The following is a 17,912-nucleotide window of genomic DNA, read 5'->3' on the forward strand; positions in this document are numbered from 1 at the left end:
CTAGGAAATCTTTCTTTCCAAATATCGCTTGACCAGCTCATTTTCGGAATGGTCAATGGCCCTGATCAATGTCTCCATATAGGCCTTGTCCCCTAGTTCCTTGAATAGCTCGGCCTTAATGGCATAAAAAAGTCCTGATGTTTCAAAATTGAATTTCGTTTCCAGCTCCATCAAGGCTTTCAGGGCTTCCTTAGCTCCATAAACTTTTTGATGGGCGACAATCCGATTTAAGGCCACCATGGGGGAATAGTGCTGTTTCAATTGTGCATCATAGAGGTATAAAATACTTTTCCAGTCGGTTTCTTCAAAGGTCTTCGCAATACAGTGATAGTAGGATCGTGCAGCCTCCAAATGGTATTGGGATGGTGAATTTTCCACGGTATCCGACTTCTTCAAGTATTCGACACCAATATTTATCAATTCTTGGTTGTATTTGGAGCGGTCATGGTGTTCCAAGGAAACAAGCTCACCCTGATCATCAATGCGGGCATCAAAACGTGAAGCATGAAAACACATTAAAGCAATTAAAGCCTCAAGATTGGGGTGCTTGCAATATTTGTTTTCACGAAGTAATAAGGCCAATCGCAAAGCTTCATGACAAATGTCTCTTTTTAGCACCTGAGCTCCGGTGGTAGCGGCATATCCTTCAGAAAACAGAAGGTAAACTACCCTCAATACCTGGAACAGCCTGGATTGTAATCCCATCTGAACGGGGACCTTCAAGAATTGAACCTTTTCTCGAAACTGTTTTTTCGCCCTAGTGAAGGATTTGGCTACTGCCTCCTCCTTTTTTAGCAGTGCATCGGCCAACTCCTTGTTGCTGAACCCTCCGATAAGTTTCAAACTCAAAATAATTTGATGCTCTTGGGAAAGGGAGGGATGACAGCAAGCAAAAATCATGTTCAGCTGACTGTCTTGAATGTGATTATCTAAGTTGACCTCATTTTCACTGTTGGTTTCCTTTTGTGGGATGGGTCCATCCCCGAGCAAACTAGATTTTTTGTCACGCCTTAAAACATCTATCAATCGATTTTGGGCAACACGGAACAACCATGCCGTCGGATTATCGGGAATTGTTTGATATCCCCATACTTGCATTGCTTTTAGAAAGGTGTCTTGCGCCGCATCCTCAATCTGCTCCAAATTCGAAATTCCATATTTCCCGGTGAGCAAGGCAATCAACTTGCCATATTCATTTCGGAACAAGTGGTCTAAAGTATGGTCTATTTCCTTTGCTGACATTTGGGTTGGTCTATAAATCTGGTAGGGCTACGGGTTTCCATTCAAAACTAAAATCCCCTAGCCCCGACTTGTTTTTGAGGTAGTAATATCAAACATATTCCCCTAGGTCCATGATTTGTCTTACCTCCACAAAACTTCCATCATAATCAAATATGGGACATCCTTTTGATATTTCGGTGGCTTCATCCAAACTGCCCGCGGATATGATCAAATAGCCTCCAACAAACTCGGCTCCTTCGGCATAGGGACCATTGGTGACCAATTCTCCTCGATTATGAACTACTTTTCCATTCTCTGCCAATGGGAGACCGTCCAAGAGATGGCCCTTTTCTTTGAGGCCTCCCATCCACTTTCCCCACTCTTCCATATGGGCTTGCTTCTCTTCTTGTGATAATTTTTGAAAGGCTTTTTCCCCTCCTCTAAACAAATACAAAAAATTACTCATTGGTTTACTTTTTGAGTCCATTCAAACTGGACTGGTTACACTTTATTTTCACCTTTAGGACGAAAAGAAAAGAGTCCATTGGACAGTTCTCTAAATTTATTTAAAATAATCTCATTTGTCCATCCTTAAATTGCCGATGCAAATCCTTACGCAAGGCAGGAAACTTCTTATCCTTGAAATAGCGTTGTTTAGCCAACTTTGCCATGTCATGTATCTGCTTCGCCACCTGGCCTTCTCCCCTGTTTCTGACACCAAACCGGCTGTCATTGATTGATCCTCCATGACATTCTTGAATCAGGTGCAATACTTTTTCAGCCCTATCGGGAAGGGCTTTGCGTATCCAATCTGTAAAAATTTGCCCAATGGCACCATTCAAACGAACCACAGTAAACCCGAAAGAAAGGGCTCCATGGTCAGCGACCGCTTTGGACAATTTTAGCAGTTCGTGACTATTGATACCTGGAATCATCGGTGCCAACATGGCATTGACAGGAATTTTGTTTTCGGAAAGCATTTTAATTGTCTTCAACCTTTTTTGAATGGAAGCTGTTCTCGGTTCCAAAACCCTACGCGTTTTTTCCGATAGGGAAGTTACCGAGATGTTGACACCAACCAATTGATGTTGAGTAAGCTCACTAAGAAGGTCCAAGTCCCTAAGAATCAAGGCGTTTTTTGTGATGATACCGACCGGATGACGATACTTCAAAAATATTTCAAGGCATTTTCGGGTAATTTCAAACTTCTTCTCAGCGGGTTGATAACAATCCGTGTTACCAGAAAGCACAATGGTCTCTGCCTTCCAGCTTTTGCTTTTCAATTTTGCTTCCAATAATGCTGGGGCTTGCTTTTTGACCAGAATTTTTCTTTCAAAATCGAGACCAGCGCTATAGCCCCAGTACTCATGGGCATTACGTGCATAGCAATAAACACAACCGTGTTCACAGCCTTGATAAGGATTCATGGAATACATCATCCCAACATCGGGACTATCGACCTTATTGACAATGGTTTTAGGGAATACGGGTATATATTCCGTTTTATTGCTATCAGGATTTTCACCTTCAATTCTGCAAAATTCCATGAAGTCTTCACGCATTTCATAAACATGGCGAAGAAATCGATTTGGGACATTTTGCTGTGCACCCCGTCCTTTCTGTAGGTTTTTTTGGTTCAAAAGAATATTGGATTTATTCCAAATTTATGGAAATAATCCAATATTAGTGATGTGACTTATGTTAAAGTGGAAGGCGTTCTGAAAATTAAAGTGGCTAATTGAAGGCTACTTTCACCAGCTGCTTTTTCCCGCCACGCTTGGCATAGAACAGCATATTACTGTCCGCCACATTTTTTAAGGGTTTGGAAACCATCAAAGGTAATCGAGCCTCCTGTTGGTCGATGATTTTCTCGTAGTCCATTTTTCCCAGTTCGTCCAAGGAAATCAGAAACACATTTCTATTTCGGCTAAGCCCTTGTTTGAAGATCAGGCGTTCATTGTTGATCAACTGAGGGTTTTCTGCGGCTGTGCAAATGAAGAAATAAGTCTTCCCGTCCTTGATGTAAGAACTGTAAGAAGCATAAGCGCCATCCCCTTGCGTAACTTCTGATTTGTTGATGTTTCGGGCCCAGGCGAGTTTTCCATCCGCCTCCAGTTTGGCGCTAACGATATCATTGTGGTGAAAACGTTCGATTCTCACGCGCTGCCCAGCTCCCGTGACTTGAATGCTGTTGGTAACAAAGTACTCCTCGGCATTGAAGAAGACTTCATCTGCTGGTGTGACCTCCACACTTTTAAAGACAAGGTTCTTGATAACCTTATCTTCCTCTCGGCCAAATTTATCCTCCATAAATTGTTCCGAAAAGGGATTGTATTTTTTGGATTGAATTTCCAAAGAGGCCGGGTTTAATTCAAAAAAGGAGATTCCATTGTATCGATTGTCCCTTCTATCTGCATAAAATCCTGTACAGACCAGTCTGTTTTTAGAAATTAGCGGATATAAGGCCTCAGAGTATTTTCCGGGATCATCGAATGACTGGGTTTGACTTCCATTTTTGGAAACTTTGACCAATTCATATTGAAATTTTCTTTCATCCACCCGAAAACGCTTCTTCTTAAAATAGGCCTTGCCAACAATATATGCCGTTTCTAGGTCTGAAGAAATCGCCACGTTTTCAAAAGCATAGTTCTTTTCCTCAACCCCGTATGAAAAGTCATGCTCAAAACGCTTGTTCAGGCCCGTATCATAGAGATGAATAATGTGTTTGTTTTGCTTTCCTTTTTTATGATGCGTGCTGATCACGAAACCTGTTTTCTCCTTGTTGAAAAGGATTGCAGTGGTAAATCCGTTTGAGAAGTTGCGGTTATAGTAGTTCTTTCCTACAGGGTTTCGCACTTCCGCTGAGGAAATGGTCAAAAGTTTCTCTCGCTTAAAATTGAACGCAATTATTGGGCTTTTGTGTACCCAATATTCATATTGGCCTCGGTCGTAATTGTAGTCGAGAAACAGCAGGTTCAACTGGCCATTTTTTAAAAAACCATCGATGAAGTTCATGCCTTTCAACTTATAGTTATACTCATCCACCAACTCCAAATTGCTGTTGTAGTGTTCAATAAAATAGCCCTTGGGTTTTAGAATTAATCCCTGAAAATATGCTCTGACCAGAATATATCCGCCCGCACCATCATCGTCAATGGTCAAAAGGTTGGAATAGCGATACCTATCATTGAATTTTTCGCCAAAATCGTAGGACACGGGCATTTTTTGGGCATTGGAAGCAAGCCCAATCATAAAAAGAAGTAGAAGTAGTAATGGTTTTTTCATCAAAGTCCGGGTTTGGTTAGACCAACGGCTATGACCCAGGGAAATCTGCTTTTCGCTTTTCTAAAAAGGCAGTGGTGCCTTCTTTGAAGTCATCGGTTCCGAAACAGGTACCAAAAGCATCGATTTCAACGGCATAACCGTCTACGTCATAGCTATAACCCGCATTTACCGCTTTTATTGCGTGTTTTATGGCCACAGAAGAATTATTCGATATCCTGCTCGCTATTTTTAGGCAAAGTGGTAAAAGTTCCTCTTGAGAGACCATATAATTCACCAATCCAAAATCCAAGGCTTTTTGGGCATCTATCATCCCTGCCGTCATTATAAGCTCAAGAGCCCTTCCCTTTCCAACAAGTTGGGGAAGTCGCTGTGTCCCTCCATAACCCGGTATTACCCCCAGAGAAACTTCGGGCAATCCCATTTTTGCGGTTTCGCTGGCAATTCTAAAATGACAGGACATGGCCAGTTCCAATCCACCTCCCAAGGCAAAACCATTGACCGCTGCAATCACTGGAGTGGAAAGGTTTTCTACAAAATCGAATAGCTTTTCTTGCCCCTCTGCCGCGAGCCGTTTTGCTTGCTGAACCGAAAAATCTGCAAATTCTGAGATGTCGGCTCCTGCGACAAAGGCCTTTTCCCCACTTCCAGTTACAACAATTACCTTTATCCCATTATCCTCATCCAACTCTTTGAAGGCATCTTGCAACTCTTCGATGGTCCTTTTGTTCAAAGAGTTGAGTTTCTTGGGACGATTGATCGTTATGGTTGCGATATTGTTCTCTTCTTCGATGTATATGTTCTCGTAGTTCATGCGTTTAGATTTGATATTAAGCCACTTCCTTCACTACCCTAGGGAATTTTACAGTGAATACCGTGCCTTTTCCTTTTTGTGAAGTGAAATCTATTGTGCCGTTGTAATTTTCAACAATATTACGGACCATTCCCAGCCCTAACCCCATCCCACTGGTTTTTGTTGTGAATTTCGGTTCAAAAACCTTATCCCTTACCTCATCGGCAATGCCAACTCCGTTGTCGGCCACGGAAATTTTCACCTTTTCCCCTTCTGAGGCCACCGTTACCAAAATACGTGGCGAAGCAACATCGTTCATGGCCTGAATGGCGTTCTTAACCAGATTGGTGACCACGCGGATGAGTTGGGTGCGGTCCAATTTGGCAATAATTTCCTCTTCATCCGTAATGAAATGAATATAGTTTTCAGTAAAAATATCCAATGCCAATTTCACAATGTTGACCACATTCAAGGTTTCATTTTGCTGCGCCGGCATTTTTGCAAAATTTGAAAAGGCCGAGGCAATATTGCTCATGGTGTCAATTTGTTGAATCAAGGTGTTGGAGAACTCCTTTACCTTTTCTTGGGCATCTTCTGAAGTAGGGTCAAATTTTCTCTCGAAACTTTGAACGGACAAACGCATCGGGGTCAGTGGGTTTTTAATTTCGTGCGCTACTTGTTTTGCCATTTCTCGCCATGCCTGCTCTCGTTCGCTACGAGCCAGCTTAGTTGCACTTTCCTCTAGCTCATCAATCTTGCTGTTGTAAGAATCCACAAGCTTTCGAATCTCCTCACTTGGATTTTCAATATGTATTTTTTCGTTGCGCCGTGTTAAGTCGGTTTCGTTCATTTTATCAGAAATAGTTTGCAATGAACGAGTGATGTATTTTGAGATGAAATAGGCAAAAACGATGGCTGAAAGTAGCATTATAAGGTAGACACCCCCCAACCGGAAGAGAAACTCCCTGAGTTCCATATTACTAAAGGAATTATCCTCAAAATACGGCAGGTTCATTATGCCAATTGGTTTGAATGTAGGGTCTGTGATGTAGGTATAGGAGGCTTTGTACTTTCCGCCAGCGGCAACCTTTTCCTCTACAAAGCGGTGATCTCCATTAGCAGATACCTTGTTAAGGATTTCAGCATCCAAACAATTGGAAATAGAATCAGCCTCAAAACTGGGTCGAGAGCTTTTTACCAATGCCCCCTCCAGATCATATATGTTGAAATTTACATTTTGCACATCCGCAATCTTGTAAATCTCATCCATAAAAATGAACTCTAAATTCTCCGAAATCGGAGGGTAGGTAGTCTCTTTGAGTGTGTATGAAATGCTTTGCAAAATCTGCTCTTCCTTACGCTCCAAACGCTGTTCGTGATAATCCTTGCTTTGTTCACGATATTGGTAGATAGTCACCCCGGCAATCAGCACAGAGGCAATCAGCACCAAAAGAATCATGGTGATAAAAATGCGGGATCGAAGAGATAATTTCTTGAACAATCTTAAAAGAGATTTCGGATAAATTTACGCAATAATCACACCATTATTTGTTCAACCCCCAATCTTCAAATTACAATGTCAACAGATGTGATTGATTTTGCCCCTCGGCTATGCATTGGGGTTCTTGTCCCTGATTCTTTTGTAGAGTCGAATTCCCAACATTAACAAAATGGCAAGAACAAAAATGCCGATGACCCCGTAAATCCAATTAAAGGCATTCTTAAGAATCACCAAAAAGGTGACCGCAAACAGGACCAGGGTCGCAACCTCGTTCCAGATACGCATAAATTGAGAGGTATATTTCACCTCATCCCTTTGCAATTGCTTGAAGATTTGGTGGCACTTTAGGTGGTAGAAAATCAAAAGAACCACAAACCCCAGCTTTACATGCATCCACGGCTGCTCCAACCAAGCAGGCATCAACCACAACAACCAAATGGCAAATAGTGTGCACAAAATTGCCGAAGGCCATGTAATGATGTACCACAGACGTTTGGTCATCAATTTTAATTGAGAGGTCAGTATTTCTTTATCTGGAGAAGGTTTTTGAGAAGCCTCAATATGATAGATAAAAAGTCTGGGCACATAAAAGAGTCCAGCAAACCAAGTGACCACAAAAATAAGATGGAGGGATTTTATATAGTTATAGATTTCCATGGTTATCGGTTAGGATTTCGGCCAAAGGTAAAGGGTAAAAAGCATATTTAAAAAGCCTCTTACCCTTTGCCCAAAACCTATGTTCGCTAGTCTTCAATAAACAAATAGTTCAGTTTTAGGTTATTGAACTCCGTATTGAATTCTGATATTTCCTTATCCACCATGGCATCGAACTTGATGAGTTCTTGAAGTATTTTCTCCGAAAGCTCATTTCTTACGGCAACATCTTGGTCCGTGGGAGGGAAATCATCTATGGATACCAAACTACTTAAGTGCGCCAGTTTATTGGTCAATCGAATTGGGAAGTTCAGCGGGTCTTGATTACTTCGATTTTTAGTTTGGTAAAGCGCTTTTTCAATTTCCCCGAAACCTTCTTTCATTTTCTTTGCCTTCTCAACCAGGCTTTTGGTGGCCTCATTCTTTTCATATTGTTTGGTAAAGGCGTCCAATTGAGTATTGATCTTTTTAATTTTTTTGATGGATTGGTGGGCACGATCCACAGTTTCATTGATTCCAGTAATGAAATCATATTGCTTTTGCATGTCTGCTACCGACACCTCAGCCCTGGGGTCGGGCAGAATCTTAAAGTTTTGGGATTGCTCGGCTCCATTTACATTCAATGAAACTTTATAGGTGCCTGGTGCCGCTTTGGCTCCTTTCAAATTGGCCCACCAAAGAATCATGCCCTTAAGTTTTTCGGCACCCTTGCCTCTTGTATCCCAAACATGGGTATTGCCCCCTTTCTTTGTCTTCAACTTTTTATCCTTGTCCCTGGCAAATGTGTTAAAGGAAGCCAAGGTATCCCCACTTTGGGTCAAGTAAGTAAGACTTATACTGTCTTTCTCGGCTTTGTTCTTCAAATAAAAGTGCGTAATCACTCCATTTGGATGGTTCTGACCTTCGGTTTTTGAGGGTTCTTTGGCAGCGCTTCCCTTGGTTCGATAACTATTTTTGGGTCGATACAGAATGCTAGCAGAAGTTTTTTTCGAAGCATCCAATTGATGCAATACTGTTAAGTCATCGATAACCCAAACACTTCTCCCTTGGGTGGCCACCACTAGATTGTTGTCCTTAATGGTCAGGTCTGTTATGGGAACAATGGGTAGGTTCAACTGAAATTTTTCCCATCCTTGACCATCATTGAAGGAAATGTACATTCCTGTTTCCGTTCCTGCATAGAGCAACCCTTTTCTTTTTGGGTCTTCTCGAAGTACCCTGGTAAAATGCTCGCTATCGATTCCATTAGTGATCTTGGTCCAAGTCTTACCATAATCCGTGGTTTTGTACAAATAGGGCTGAAAGTCCCCTAGTTTATAGCGTGTCGCGGCCAAATAGCAAGTCCCTTCATCGTAGGTCGAAGGTTCAATACTGTTGATCATGCTCCAGTCTGGCAAATTGGTGGGGGTAACGTTCTCCCAATTTTGACCTCCGTCTCTAGTGATATGAACGAGCCCATCATCACTTCCAACCCACATCAAGCCCTCCTTCAAAGGACTTTCGCTAGCCGCGAAGATGGTGCAGTAATATTCAACTCCAGTATTGTCTTGTGTAATTGGACCACCGCTGGAAACCAGTTTTGCAGGATCGTTTCTTGTCAGATCTCCGCTCAACAGCTGCCAAGTTTGACCTTCGTTGGTGCTCATGTGCACATGATTGGAAAACGTATAGAGTTTTTTAGGGTTGTGCTTGCTGAAAATAATGGGGAAATTCCATTGAAATCGGTATTTCATTCCTTCAGCACCATACCCCATGGGGTTGTCGGGCCAAACGTTAATTCCCCGTATTGTTTTGTTCTTATGGTTCACCCTAGTAAGAAATCCACCATAACTTCCTCCATAAACAATATCATTATCTGTGGGGTCAACAGCAATATGGGCACTCTCTCCTCCCGCTGTACGCTCCCAGTCATCCTCGCCAATAGAACCATCATCACTGCGATGGTTGATACGGATGGTACTATTGTCTTGCTGGGCCACATAAATTCGATAGGGAAAGGCATTGTCCGTGGTAACCCTGTAGAATTGTGCAGTAGGTTGGTTGTAATAGGTGCTCCACGTTTCTCCGGCATCGTAACTCACTTGTGCCCCTCCATCATCTCCAATAATCATCCGCTGGGAATTTTCAGGAGCAATCCATAGATCATGGTGGTCCCCATGGGGAGCATTGAAAGTATTAAAGGTCTTTCCGCCATCGGTACTTCGGTGATAGCGCACGTTAAGCACATAAACAATATCCTCATCCTCAGTGTCGGCATAAACACGGGTATAATACCATGCTCGTTGACGAAGTTTTCTTTCATCATTTATTTTCGCCCATTTTTTACCTCCGTCTTCGGAGCGGTACAATCCTCCCTTTTCCTTGTTTTCAACAATAGCCCAAACTCTATCTGAATTGACCGGTGAAACTGTCACACCAATAATTCCCAAGGTGTCTTTTGGAAATCCTTCATTCTTGGAAATCTCTGTCCAAGTCTCCCCGCTATCCGTACTTTTCCAAAGTGCTGAACCGTCTCCTCCACTGCTCAAACTGTAAGGTGTACGTTGCACCCTCCAAGTAGATGCGTACAAAATTCTAGGGTTGTTAGGGTCAAGAGTAAGATCCACGGCTCCTGCCTGATCGTTAACAAAAAGGACCTTTCTCCAATTTTTGCCTCCATCGGTACTTTTGTAAATACCGCGTTCTTGGGTTGGCTTGTAAATATTTCCCATTACCGCTGCATACACAATATCATGATTGGTTGGGTGTACCTTAATACGAGGTACGTGGCGACTCTTTTCCAAGCCTGTTTGTTTCCATGTTTTCCCGGCATCCTCAGTTTTCCATATGCCATAGCCAGAAGAAACATTACCTCGGACTGTTTTTTCGCCACCGCCGACATAAATTACATTGGGGTCGCTTTTAGCAACTTCTACAGCACCGATACTACCTCCAAAGTAGCCATCGGAAATGTTTTCCCAAGATCTTCCTCCGTCGGTGGTCTTCCAAACACCACCACCAGTAGCACCAAAATAAAATAGATTGGGTTCTCCCGGCACCCCGGTTACTGCAGCGGAACGACCTCCTCGAAAAGGACCCACCAAACGATATTCAAGACTTGAATAGAGTTCCTGGGGATATTCAGATGTGGCAACTGTTCTCTTTTTTCGTTGTGCATTCGAAGTGATGGCGATACAACAGATGGCCAGCAGGGCCAAACCGACTTTTACAAGGTTTGATTTCATTTTCTTTTGTGTTGAATTAGTCAGACTTAAAAGTAGGGAAAAAAGGGAAGTTTATCATCAATTTCATGTGAATAGATTACCCGAACATCTTGGTAAAACAGGCATTCGAAACTCTTAAAACTCGAAGTGCTTGCAAAAGCTTCAAATATGGTATCTTAAGGACAAAACATATCAAAATGAAATACGTCATTCCACTCTTGGTCCTTATTGTTTTTTCATGCGAATCCAGAACAGAAAAGACGACAGTAAGGGAACCTGAACCTTTCTCCAAAACCTACATCAATCCCCATAACGGGTATTCAGAAGCCGTTGCTGTGCAGACAGGAAACCTGAAAACCATTTATATCTCTGGCCAAGTGGGCGAGGGTGAAGATTTTGAAGCCCAGTTTCGGGATGCCCTCGGCAAATTGTTCAAAATGTTGGAGGCTTCTGGAGTAACTTTTGATGATGTAGTGAAATACAATACGTATATCGTTGATTACACGCCAGAATATCTTCCCATTTTCCGGAAGGTTCGCAAAGAACTTTTGGGTGATTCGGATATGCCTGCCAGCACTTTGGTCGGCGTAGACGCCTTGGGATTAGAGGCCTGGGGAGTGGAAATTGAGGCTGTGGCTGTTATCCAAAATTAGGAGAACCCATTAAATTTCGGAGAATTTATGCTCTAGAAGCATATCAAAAGTGACATGGGACAATGCTTTTTCATGGGTTGCTTCTAAAATAACAGGTGGGGCCAACCCTTCCCTGTAGGCTTCCTTCCATCGAGATACACAGAGGCACCATTTATCTCCTGCCTTCAATCCCGGAAATTGATAATACGGAATGGGAGTAATCAAATCATTGCCCTTACGCTTGGTAAATTGTAGAAACTCATCCGTCATGATGGCACAAACCACATGGGTTCCAATATCATCCACGCCTGTTTTGCAATAGCCATCGCGATAGTATCCCGTTTTGGGTTCAAAACAACAGGCTTCAAGTTTCGTTCCAAGTACATTCTTATCCATAGTTCCGCAAAGTTAGTCCATGAATCGAACTCTGTAACAACCCCATAGCTTTTTGTACAAATAGAATGGAAGCTTTGGTCATTTTTCATAGCTTTAAGGACAAAACATCTAAACACTATACACATGGATATTTTTGGGAAAATCAAGGAGAAACTCAAGAATGAGTTTATCGATATTGTTGAATGGCTCGACTATACCGATGATACTATTGCCCATCGCTTTGAACGCTATCAGAACGAAATTAAAAACGGGGCAAAATTGATTGTCCGTGAAGGGCAAACCGCTGTTTTTGTGAACGAAGGTCAGCTAGCCGACGTCTTTACCCCCGGCACTTATGACCTTACCACTAAGAACCTTCCCATTTTAGCAACCTTGAAGGGTTGGAAATACGGATTCAATTCCCCATTTAAAGCTGAAGTATATTTTGTAAATACCCATTTGTTCACGGACGAAAAATGGGGAACCAAAAATCCGATAACCCTAAGTGATAATAGATTTGGGTTAGTTGAGATTCGAGCTTTCGGCACCTATGCGTTCCGAATTTCGGATGCCGGGAAGTTCATTATTGATATTGTAGGAACGGATAACAACTTTACCAACTATGAAATCAATGAACACCTAAAAAGTTTGATTGCGACCCGTTTTACCGATACCGTAGGTGAGGCCAACCTACCCATTGAGCTTTACGCCGCCAACACTTCTGAGCTTTCCGAAACCTGCCAAGAGGTCATGGCCCCGGAATTTGAAAGTGTGGGGATTGCTCTGGAAAAATTCTACATCGAGAATGTTTCCATGCCAGAAGATCTCAAAAAAGAAATCTTTGAATACAGCCGAATCGATAAGTTGGATTTGGACAAGCTCACCAAATTTAAAACAGCCAAAGCTGTTGAAGCCGCTGCCAAAAATGAAGGTGGTACGGCGGGCGCCGGTATGGGAATGGGTATGGGCTTTGTATTGGCACAGCAAATGGGTTCAATGATGAATCCGCAAATGGGAGGAACAGTTCAAAACCAGCCAGCCGCTGTACCACCTCCAATGCCTACACAAACGCTATATTATTATGCTGTGAATGGAACGCAACAAGGTCCGGTGACCTTTGAACAAATGCAAGCCCTGTTTGCAGGAAGGACCATCAATCGAGAGAGTTTGGTGTGGAAGCAAGGTATGGGCAATTGGGCTCCTTTACAAGAAGTGGAAGAGTTGAAGTCATTCTTGGGCGGTAATACCCCACCTCCATTACCAACCAAATAAGTCCGAACAATCATTTCGAGTATAGCTGTTACATAGTCAAACCCCTTTATTGAATTCCAATGCCTTCGCAATATCCGTTTGCGTTGGCCAAGAGAAATGATGCAAGAAGATATCCGAAAAACCGAGCTTAAAAAAGCCTGTATCAATTGTGGTGCGGAGCTAAAGTATAAGCCTGGAACCACTTCAATTTCATGCGAATATTGTGGGCATGAAGAATCCATTCAAATGGATGAAACCGGTTTTGAAGAGTTGGAGTTGATGCCTTATCTCCAAGAAATGGGTGCTCAGAAACACAGTGAAGAAATCAGCATGTTGCATTGCAAGAATTGTGGTGCCAATCAACATGTTGAGGAAAACTATAAATCCTTGCATTGTGTGTATTGTAGTATGCCCTTGGTCGTTGAGGATGCCTACAAAGAAGATTGGATTCTGCCAGGAGCCGTACTTCCCTTTCAAATAGATAGCTCGAAATCCCATCGAATTTTTCAAAAATGGGTTAAAAATCTTTGGTTTGCGCCCGGTAAATTGAAGAAAGCCGCTTTGGATCCTCAATTCACCAAAGGACTTTATTTGCCCTATTGGACCTTTGATGCCCAGCTTCAAGCCTCTTATTTTGGCCAAAGGGGTGAGTATTATTACGAAACCCGGAGGGTGAGAAATTCGCAAGGAAAAATGGTCACGCAACGTGTTCGAAAAACAAGATGGTATCCAGCTTCAGGCCAAGTGTCGGGTTTTGTGGATGATACTTTGATACAGGCTTCCCAACAACGAAAAGGTCGGGTGCCCCGTAAAATTTCTCGATGGAATCTGAAGTTATTGGAATCCTTCAATAGCGGTTTTTTATCAGGATTTGTTACTGAGAAATACACCATTCCCTTAAAAGAAGGTCATCTTCAATCGAAGGAAGTAGCTAGGAATATTGCCGAACGTTGGTGCAGACAGGATATTGGTGGAGACACGCAACGGGTGACCCAAATGGACATGCAATTGAGCAATGAAACCTTCAAGCACATCCTTCTTCCGGTTTATGTGAGTGCCTATCGCTATAAGGGCAAGGAATACAATTTCTTTATCAATGGGGAAAACGGAGCAATATCAGGTACAAGGCCTTATAGTTTTTGGAAAATCTTCTTTACCGCCCTTTTTGTGATTATTTTAGTGCTTGTGATTGTATATTTTGCACAAGGCTAATGCGAAACCATATTCGATGAAAAAACTTGGTGCTTTTCTTTTGGTTCTCCTTTGTTTGTCTTGTTCTCCTCCACCTAATGCCAATAATGAATGGCGTATTGTTCTCAAAACGGACAGGGAAGGCAAAGTGCTTAAGGGAAGCAAACAAAATTTGGTCAATGCCGTACGAAACGGTGCCGACCTGAAAATTGGATGGGGTGTAAAGCGGGAAGACCTTTCCATTGAGCATTTGGCCTCTCCCATTTGGTTGGCCATTCTGAGTGAACAGGAAGTGATGGCCCATTTAGACCCTCAGGTACTTTCTGGAATTAACTGGGGAGATTTAAATGCCAGCTATAAAGATTCCACGCTTTTGCATAAAGAATGGCGGGTGGTATTGACCACGAAAGGAGATTTTGATGCCATCTGGTATGACCGCAAGGTAGATTCCGTTATAAGGCGATGGCCCCAAAAGCATAGTATGACATGGTTTGCCAAAGGAGATTCCAAAGAAACCCTCTCCCCTTTATTTTCAACAAGCCCTTAAAAATACGTTGCCCTTTGTAGCGGAATTCTTGGTTTGAAGAAATGCCTCCCATAGAGCCAAAAAACATTTGGCTTCCCTGTTAAATAAATCTTAAGCCTATAAAAATAAACAGGCCCATGTTTTCATTTGACTAATTTACATATCACTTTCCATCATTTGAATTAGTCATGGCCTCGATAAATAGATTGACTTCAAAAAGCCTCTGGCATATATTGCTGCTGCTCACGCTGTTGCTCTTAACCCAAAGTCATGCACAATCAGAGTTCAATTCTCTTGAACTTGATGTAGAAAATGACCTTATTCCGGAAGGAATAGTCATTGATGCCAAATCGCAAACCGTTTTTATCAATAGCCTAAGAAGAAACAAAATTGTGTGTTTCGATTTGGACGGAAACAATCCAGAAGACTTCATTTCCCAAAATCAATACAGCTATCTCCCTGGCTTTGGGATGGAAATTAAAGGCGACACCCTTTTTGCCCTTGGAAATAGTTTGTCAAAAACGAATAACAAGTCCATTTTGCTTCTTATGAAAAGCTCAACTAGAAAGCTCATTGATTCGTATAATTTGGATTCTCCAGACCTCATCTACCTCAACGATTTAGCGGTGGATTCAAAAGGTAAAATCTACATCACAAATTCCGAGGGAAACACCATTTATTATCTCAACCGTAATGAGGGACAACTCGCCGTTTTCTATCAAAATGACCAAATCAAGTATTCCAATGGCATTTGTATTTCTCCAAATGGCCGTTTTTTGTATTTGGCCTCCTATACCTCCGGCATCAGAATCTTAGATCTTGAAACCAAAGAATTGGTCAATCCCCCGAATGCCCATAAAGGTATCGATGGTATGAAGTTTTATCGAAATAGCTTGATTTGTATGGTCAACGGACGGCGCGATTCATCACAGAACGGGGTATATCAATTTCATTTGAATAAAGACGGCAACGACATTGTTGGTAGTGAGAAGATTCACGAGTTTTTCGAAGCCTCCGACATTCCTACCACCTTTGCCATTTACCGGGATACCATGTACTTCATTGCCGATTCCCAACTACACAATTTAAATCAAGAAACAAATGAAATCATAGATGTGGACAAATTAAAAAACTATCAACTGGTCAAAAAACGGCTATCCATAAAACCTAAAAACAACTGAAATCACTATGAAACAGAATTCAATTTTCTCCTATTTAAGCACTCTTTTGCTCTTGGTTTTTTTTGTTGTGGGATGCAAGCAAACGGAAACCCGGGTGGAAAAAGAAGAACCTTTTGCAGTAAAAGGCCCCTATTTTGGAATAGTCCCAACCGAAGAGCCCCAGCTTTTGGTGCCTGAACTATTAGCGTCGCCAGTGACAGAATACAATGGTACTTTTTCACCGGACGGCGCAGAATTCTATTTTACCACTTCCCCTCCAGGGCAGGGCTATATCACCTTTACAGAACTGCAAGCGGATAGTACTTGGAGTGAGCCCAAAATTGCATCCTTCTCCGGGACTTACACCGACTATGACCCCTTTTTCTCACTCGATGGAAATCGCATTTATTTTAGTTCGCGAAGACCGGAAGGAGATATTGAAAATAGTGGGGTTTGGTATGTGCAACGTGAAAATACCGGTTGGTCCAATCCTATTTATGTAGAGCTTATGGGAGCTGAAAAAGATGAATACTATACTTCATTGTCAAAAAATGGAAATCTCTACTTTAACACCTGGTCAAACGGAATGATGTATCGGGGTGTCCCTACGGATTCCATTTATCAAGTTGAACCCTTACCTCAAATCATCAATGAAGGTTCCAATAAGGGAGATCCCTTTATTTCACCTAACGAGGATTATTTGATTTTCCGTGGATATGATGATACACTGGGAAGTGGAGACCTTTATATTTCTTTCAACATGGATGGGAACTGGACCAAACCCGAAAATCTAGGTGGGCCCATAAACTCATCTGCGCATGAAATGTGCCCATGGGTTAGTCCAGATGGAAAACTCTTCATTTTCGCAAGTGGCCGCATTTCTCAGGAACTGGAAACCCTACCCTTGGATTCCATAAAAAAAGTTCATGAGAGATACAGGTCCTTTGACAACGGCCAGCTTAATTTATACTATATGTCAGCCAGTTTTATTGAAGAGATGAAACAAAAACATCTTCAATAGGATATAAGCTTTTTACCTGGGACTGGAAACATTTGTTTAGTTGATGTATTTGTACTTTTGATTTCATGAATGAAAGTACCGTCATTTTGGTCTTAAGTTGCTTGGGTGTGGCCCAGGCCTTGTTCCTTTGTACCTACCTGTTTACCCTAAAAAAGGGGAGTAGGCCGGCCAATATTTTCTTAGCATTTGTCATATTGGGACTCACTATCCGAATTGGGAAATCGGTTCTCAATGTCTACCTAGAACTGGACCCTTGGCAGCGAAATCTCGGTATCTCTGGCATACTATTGACTGGACCCTTTCTATGGATGTACGGCAGGGCCCTGTTGACTGAAAAGAAGCATTTTCATCTTAAAGATTTCTTGCACGTTTTTCCATTCCTGCTATTTGCCATTTTCTCTTTTGTCATTCCGAATGATGGTTCCTTTTGGGGTTATGCCGTTTATATTCTGGTTTTTGTACATCTGGCAGTTTACCTTGTCCTCTCATTTTCTTTACTAAATCGCTTTGGGAATGAGGTGCATCCTCAAAAATCCAAATGGTTCCGAAACCTTGTAATAGGGGTTTTCCTGATTTGGCTTTTTTATATGGGGAATCTGGCCGGGCTCATTTCATTTTATATCGGGGGGGCCTTGTTCTTTTCACTCTTGATTTACATTTTTTCCTTTCTCTTCCTCCAAAAGCATGCTTTTCAGTTGGGAAAGTACAATGCCTCCACCTTGGATAAAACCCGTTCTAAACAGCTCATCGATTCCATTAAGTCGATGTTTGCTAAGGAAGAGCTCTTTTTGGATAGCACGTTGTCCTTGGAAAGTGTTGCCGAAAAACTGAACACTACTCCTCGAAAACTATCACAGGCCATCAATCAAAATGAGCAAAAGAATTTCTCAGATTTTGTCAACGGGTACCGCATAGAAAAGGCCAAGAACCTCCTTCAAAATCCCAAGTACAAAAGGGAAAAAATAGTCACTATAGCCTATGATTGTGGTTTTGGAAATGTTACCTCCTTCAACCTTGCCTTTAAGGCAAAGACCCATCGCACCCCCTCTCAATTTCGAGATAGCACTCCCCCTGCTAATTTTTCGTCTTAAAAATCATGTTT

The 17,912-nt window shown here is 42.1% G+C and carries 16 protein-coding genes; 7 read left to right on the plus strand and 9 right to left on the minus strand.

What is annotated here, in order from left to right:
• The 8 genes from EW142_RS12115 to EW142_RS12150 form a co-directional block, all read right to left on the minus strand.
• Positions 1-1,242: an RNA polymerase sigma factor gene (locus tag EW142_RS12115; RefSeq protein WP_130614193.1), complete on the minus strand. Its 1,242-nt coding sequence runs from the start codon at positions 1,240-1,242 to the stop codon at positions 1-3.
• A gap of 88 nt (positions 1,243-1,330) precedes the next feature.
• The gene (locus tag EW142_RS12120) at positions 1,331-1,687 is read right to left on the minus strand and encodes a YciI family protein (protein ID WP_130614195.1); all 357 of its coding nucleotides are present in this window, start codon (positions 1,685-1,687) and stop codon (positions 1,331-1,333) included.
• 100 nt (positions 1,688-1,787) lie between these two features.
• Positions 1,788-2,861: a PA0069 family radical SAM protein gene (locus EW142_RS12125; protein WP_130614196.1), complete on the minus strand. Its 1,074-nt coding sequence runs from the start codon at positions 2,859-2,861 to the stop codon at positions 1,788-1,790.
• A gap of 94 nt (positions 2,862-2,955) precedes the next feature.
• The gene (locus EW142_RS12130) at positions 2,956-4,506 is read right to left on the minus strand and encodes a hypothetical protein (RefSeq protein WP_130614198.1); all 1,551 of its coding nucleotides are present in this window, start codon (positions 4,504-4,506) and stop codon (positions 2,956-2,958) included.
• A gap of 28 nt (positions 4,507-4,534) precedes the next feature.
• Positions 4,535-5,317: an enoyl-CoA hydratase/isomerase family protein gene (locus EW142_RS12135; protein ID WP_130614200.1), complete on the minus strand. Its 783-nt coding sequence runs from the start codon at positions 5,315-5,317 to the stop codon at positions 4,535-4,537.
• 16 nt (positions 5,318-5,333) lie between these two features.
• Positions 5,334-6,755 (minus strand): sensor histidine kinase, encoded by a 1,422-nt coding sequence (locus tag EW142_RS12140; RefSeq protein ID WP_130615708.1) that lies wholly within the window; start codon positions 6,753-6,755, stop codon positions 5,334-5,336.
• Positions 6,756-6,905: 150 nt separating this feature from the next.
• Positions 6,906-7,454 (minus strand): CopD family protein, encoded by a 549-nt coding sequence (locus tag EW142_RS12145; RefSeq protein ID WP_130614202.1) that lies wholly within the window; start codon positions 7,452-7,454, stop codon positions 6,906-6,908.
• Positions 7,455-7,540: 86 nt separating this feature from the next.
• Positions 7,541-10,675 (minus strand): WD40/YVTN/BNR-like repeat-containing protein, encoded by a 3,135-nt coding sequence (locus EW142_RS12150; RefSeq protein WP_130614204.1) that lies wholly within the window; start codon positions 10,673-10,675, stop codon positions 7,541-7,543.
• Between the two features lie 176 nt (positions 10,676-10,851).
• On the opposite strand from EW142_RS12150, the gene EW142_RS12155 reads away from it, so the two are divergent.
• Positions 10,852-11,307, plus strand: a complete 456-nt coding sequence (locus EW142_RS12155) for a RidA family protein (protein ID WP_130614206.1) — start codon at positions 10,852-10,854, stop codon at positions 11,305-11,307.
• Between the two features lie 9 nt (positions 11,308-11,316).
• On the opposite strand, the gene EW142_RS12160 is transcribed toward EW142_RS12155, so the two are convergent.
• A complete protein-coding gene (locus EW142_RS12160) occupies positions 11,317-11,682 on the minus strand; it encodes a DUF2237 family protein (protein ID WP_130614208.1) in 366 nt (121 codons plus the stop codon).
• 123 nt (positions 11,683-11,805) lie between these two features.
• Here EW142_RS12160 and EW142_RS12165 point away from each other — a divergent pair, with 123 nt between their 5' ends.
• From EW142_RS12165 to EW142_RS12190, 6 genes are all read left to right on the plus strand, one after another.
• Positions 11,806-12,933, plus strand: a complete 1,128-nt coding sequence (locus EW142_RS12165) for an SPFH domain-containing protein (RefSeq protein WP_130614209.1) — start codon at positions 11,806-11,808, stop codon at positions 12,931-12,933.
• 96 nt (positions 12,934-13,029) lie between these two features.
• Positions 13,030-14,124, plus strand: coding sequence for a TFIIB-type zinc ribbon-containing protein (locus EW142_RS12170; protein ID WP_130614211.1), 1,095 nt, complete (start codon positions 13,030-13,032; stop codon positions 14,122-14,124).
• A gap of 16 nt (positions 14,125-14,140) precedes the next feature.
• Positions 14,141-14,650: a hypothetical protein gene (locus tag EW142_RS12175; RefSeq protein WP_130614213.1), complete on the plus strand. Its 510-nt coding sequence runs from the start codon at positions 14,141-14,143 to the stop codon at positions 14,648-14,650.
• Between the two features lie 167 nt (positions 14,651-14,817).
• Positions 14,818-15,810 carry an SMP-30/gluconolactonase/LRE family protein gene (locus EW142_RS12180; protein WP_130614215.1) on the plus strand — a complete coding sequence of 331 codons (993 nt, stop codon included), beginning with the start codon at positions 14,818-14,820 and terminating at the stop codon, positions 15,808-15,810.
• A gap of 7 nt (positions 15,811-15,817) precedes the next feature.
• The gene (locus tag EW142_RS12185) at positions 15,818-16,810 is read left to right on the plus strand and encodes a TolB-like translocation protein (protein WP_130614217.1); all 993 of its coding nucleotides are present in this window, start codon (positions 15,818-15,820) and stop codon (positions 16,808-16,810) included.
• Between the two features lie 65 nt (positions 16,811-16,875).
• Entirely contained in the window at positions 16,876-17,901 is a 1,026-nt protein-coding gene (locus tag EW142_RS12190) for a helix-turn-helix domain-containing protein (protein ID WP_130614219.1), read from the plus strand.
• The last annotated feature ends 11 nt before the right edge of the window (positions 17,902-17,912 follow it).

The organism is Flagellimonas allohymeniacidonis (assembly GCF_004296335.1).
GTDB lineage: Bacteria > Bacteroidota > Bacteroidia > Flavobacteriales > Flavobacteriaceae > Flagellimonas > Flagellimonas allohymeniacidonis.

Coding starts and splice junctions, on each gene's coding strand:
- EW142_RS12135 (WP_130614200.1), bottom strand. CDS start 5,317: ATGAACTACGAGAACATATACATCGAAGAAGAGAACAATATCGCAACC.
- EW142_RS12165 (WP_130614209.1), top strand. CDS start 11,806: ATGGATATTTTTGGGAAAATCAAGGAGAAACTCAAGAATGAGTTTATC.
- EW142_RS12145 (WP_130614202.1), bottom strand. CDS start 7,454: ATGGAAATCTATAACTATATAAAATCCCTCCATCTTATTTTTGTGGTC.
- EW142_RS12180 (WP_130614215.1), top strand. CDS start 14,818: ATGGCCTCGATAAATAGATTGACTTCAAAAAGCCTCTGGCATATATTG.
- EW142_RS12150 (WP_130614204.1), bottom strand. CDS start 10,675: ATGAAATCAAACCTTGTAAAAGTCGGTTTGGCCCTGCTGGCCATCTGT.
- EW142_RS12115 (WP_130614193.1), bottom strand. CDS start 1,242: ATGTCAGCAAAGGAAATAGACCATACTTTAGACCACTTGTTCCGAAAT.
- EW142_RS12185 (WP_130614217.1), top strand. CDS start 15,818: ATGAAACAGAATTCAATTTTCTCCTATTTAAGCACTCTTTTGCTCTTG.
- EW142_RS12140 (WP_130615708.1), bottom strand. CDS start 6,755: ATGATTCTTTTGGTGCTGATTGCCTCTGTGCTGATTGCCGGGGTGACT.
- EW142_RS12160 (WP_130614208.1), bottom strand. CDS start 11,682: ATGGATAAGAATGTACTTGGAACGAAACTTGAAGCCTGTTGTTTTGAA.
- EW142_RS12130 (WP_130614198.1), bottom strand. CDS start 4,506: ATGAAAAAACCATTACTACTTCTACTTCTTTTTATGATTGGGCTTGCT.
- EW142_RS12170 (WP_130614211.1), top strand. CDS start 13,030: ATGATGCAAGAAGATATCCGAAAAACCGAGCTTAAAAAAGCCTGTATC.
- EW142_RS12120 (WP_130614195.1), bottom strand. CDS start 1,687: ATGAGTAATTTTTTGTATTTGTTTAGAGGAGGGGAAAAAGCCTTTCAA.
- EW142_RS12155 (WP_130614206.1), top strand. CDS start 10,852: ATGAAATACGTCATTCCACTCTTGGTCCTTATTGTTTTTTCATGCGAA.
- EW142_RS12175 (WP_130614213.1), top strand. CDS start 14,141: ATGAAAAAACTTGGTGCTTTTCTTTTGGTTCTCCTTTGTTTGTCTTGT.
- EW142_RS12190 (WP_130614219.1), top strand. CDS start 16,876: ATGAATGAAAGTACCGTCATTTTGGTCTTAAGTTGCTTGGGTGTGGCC.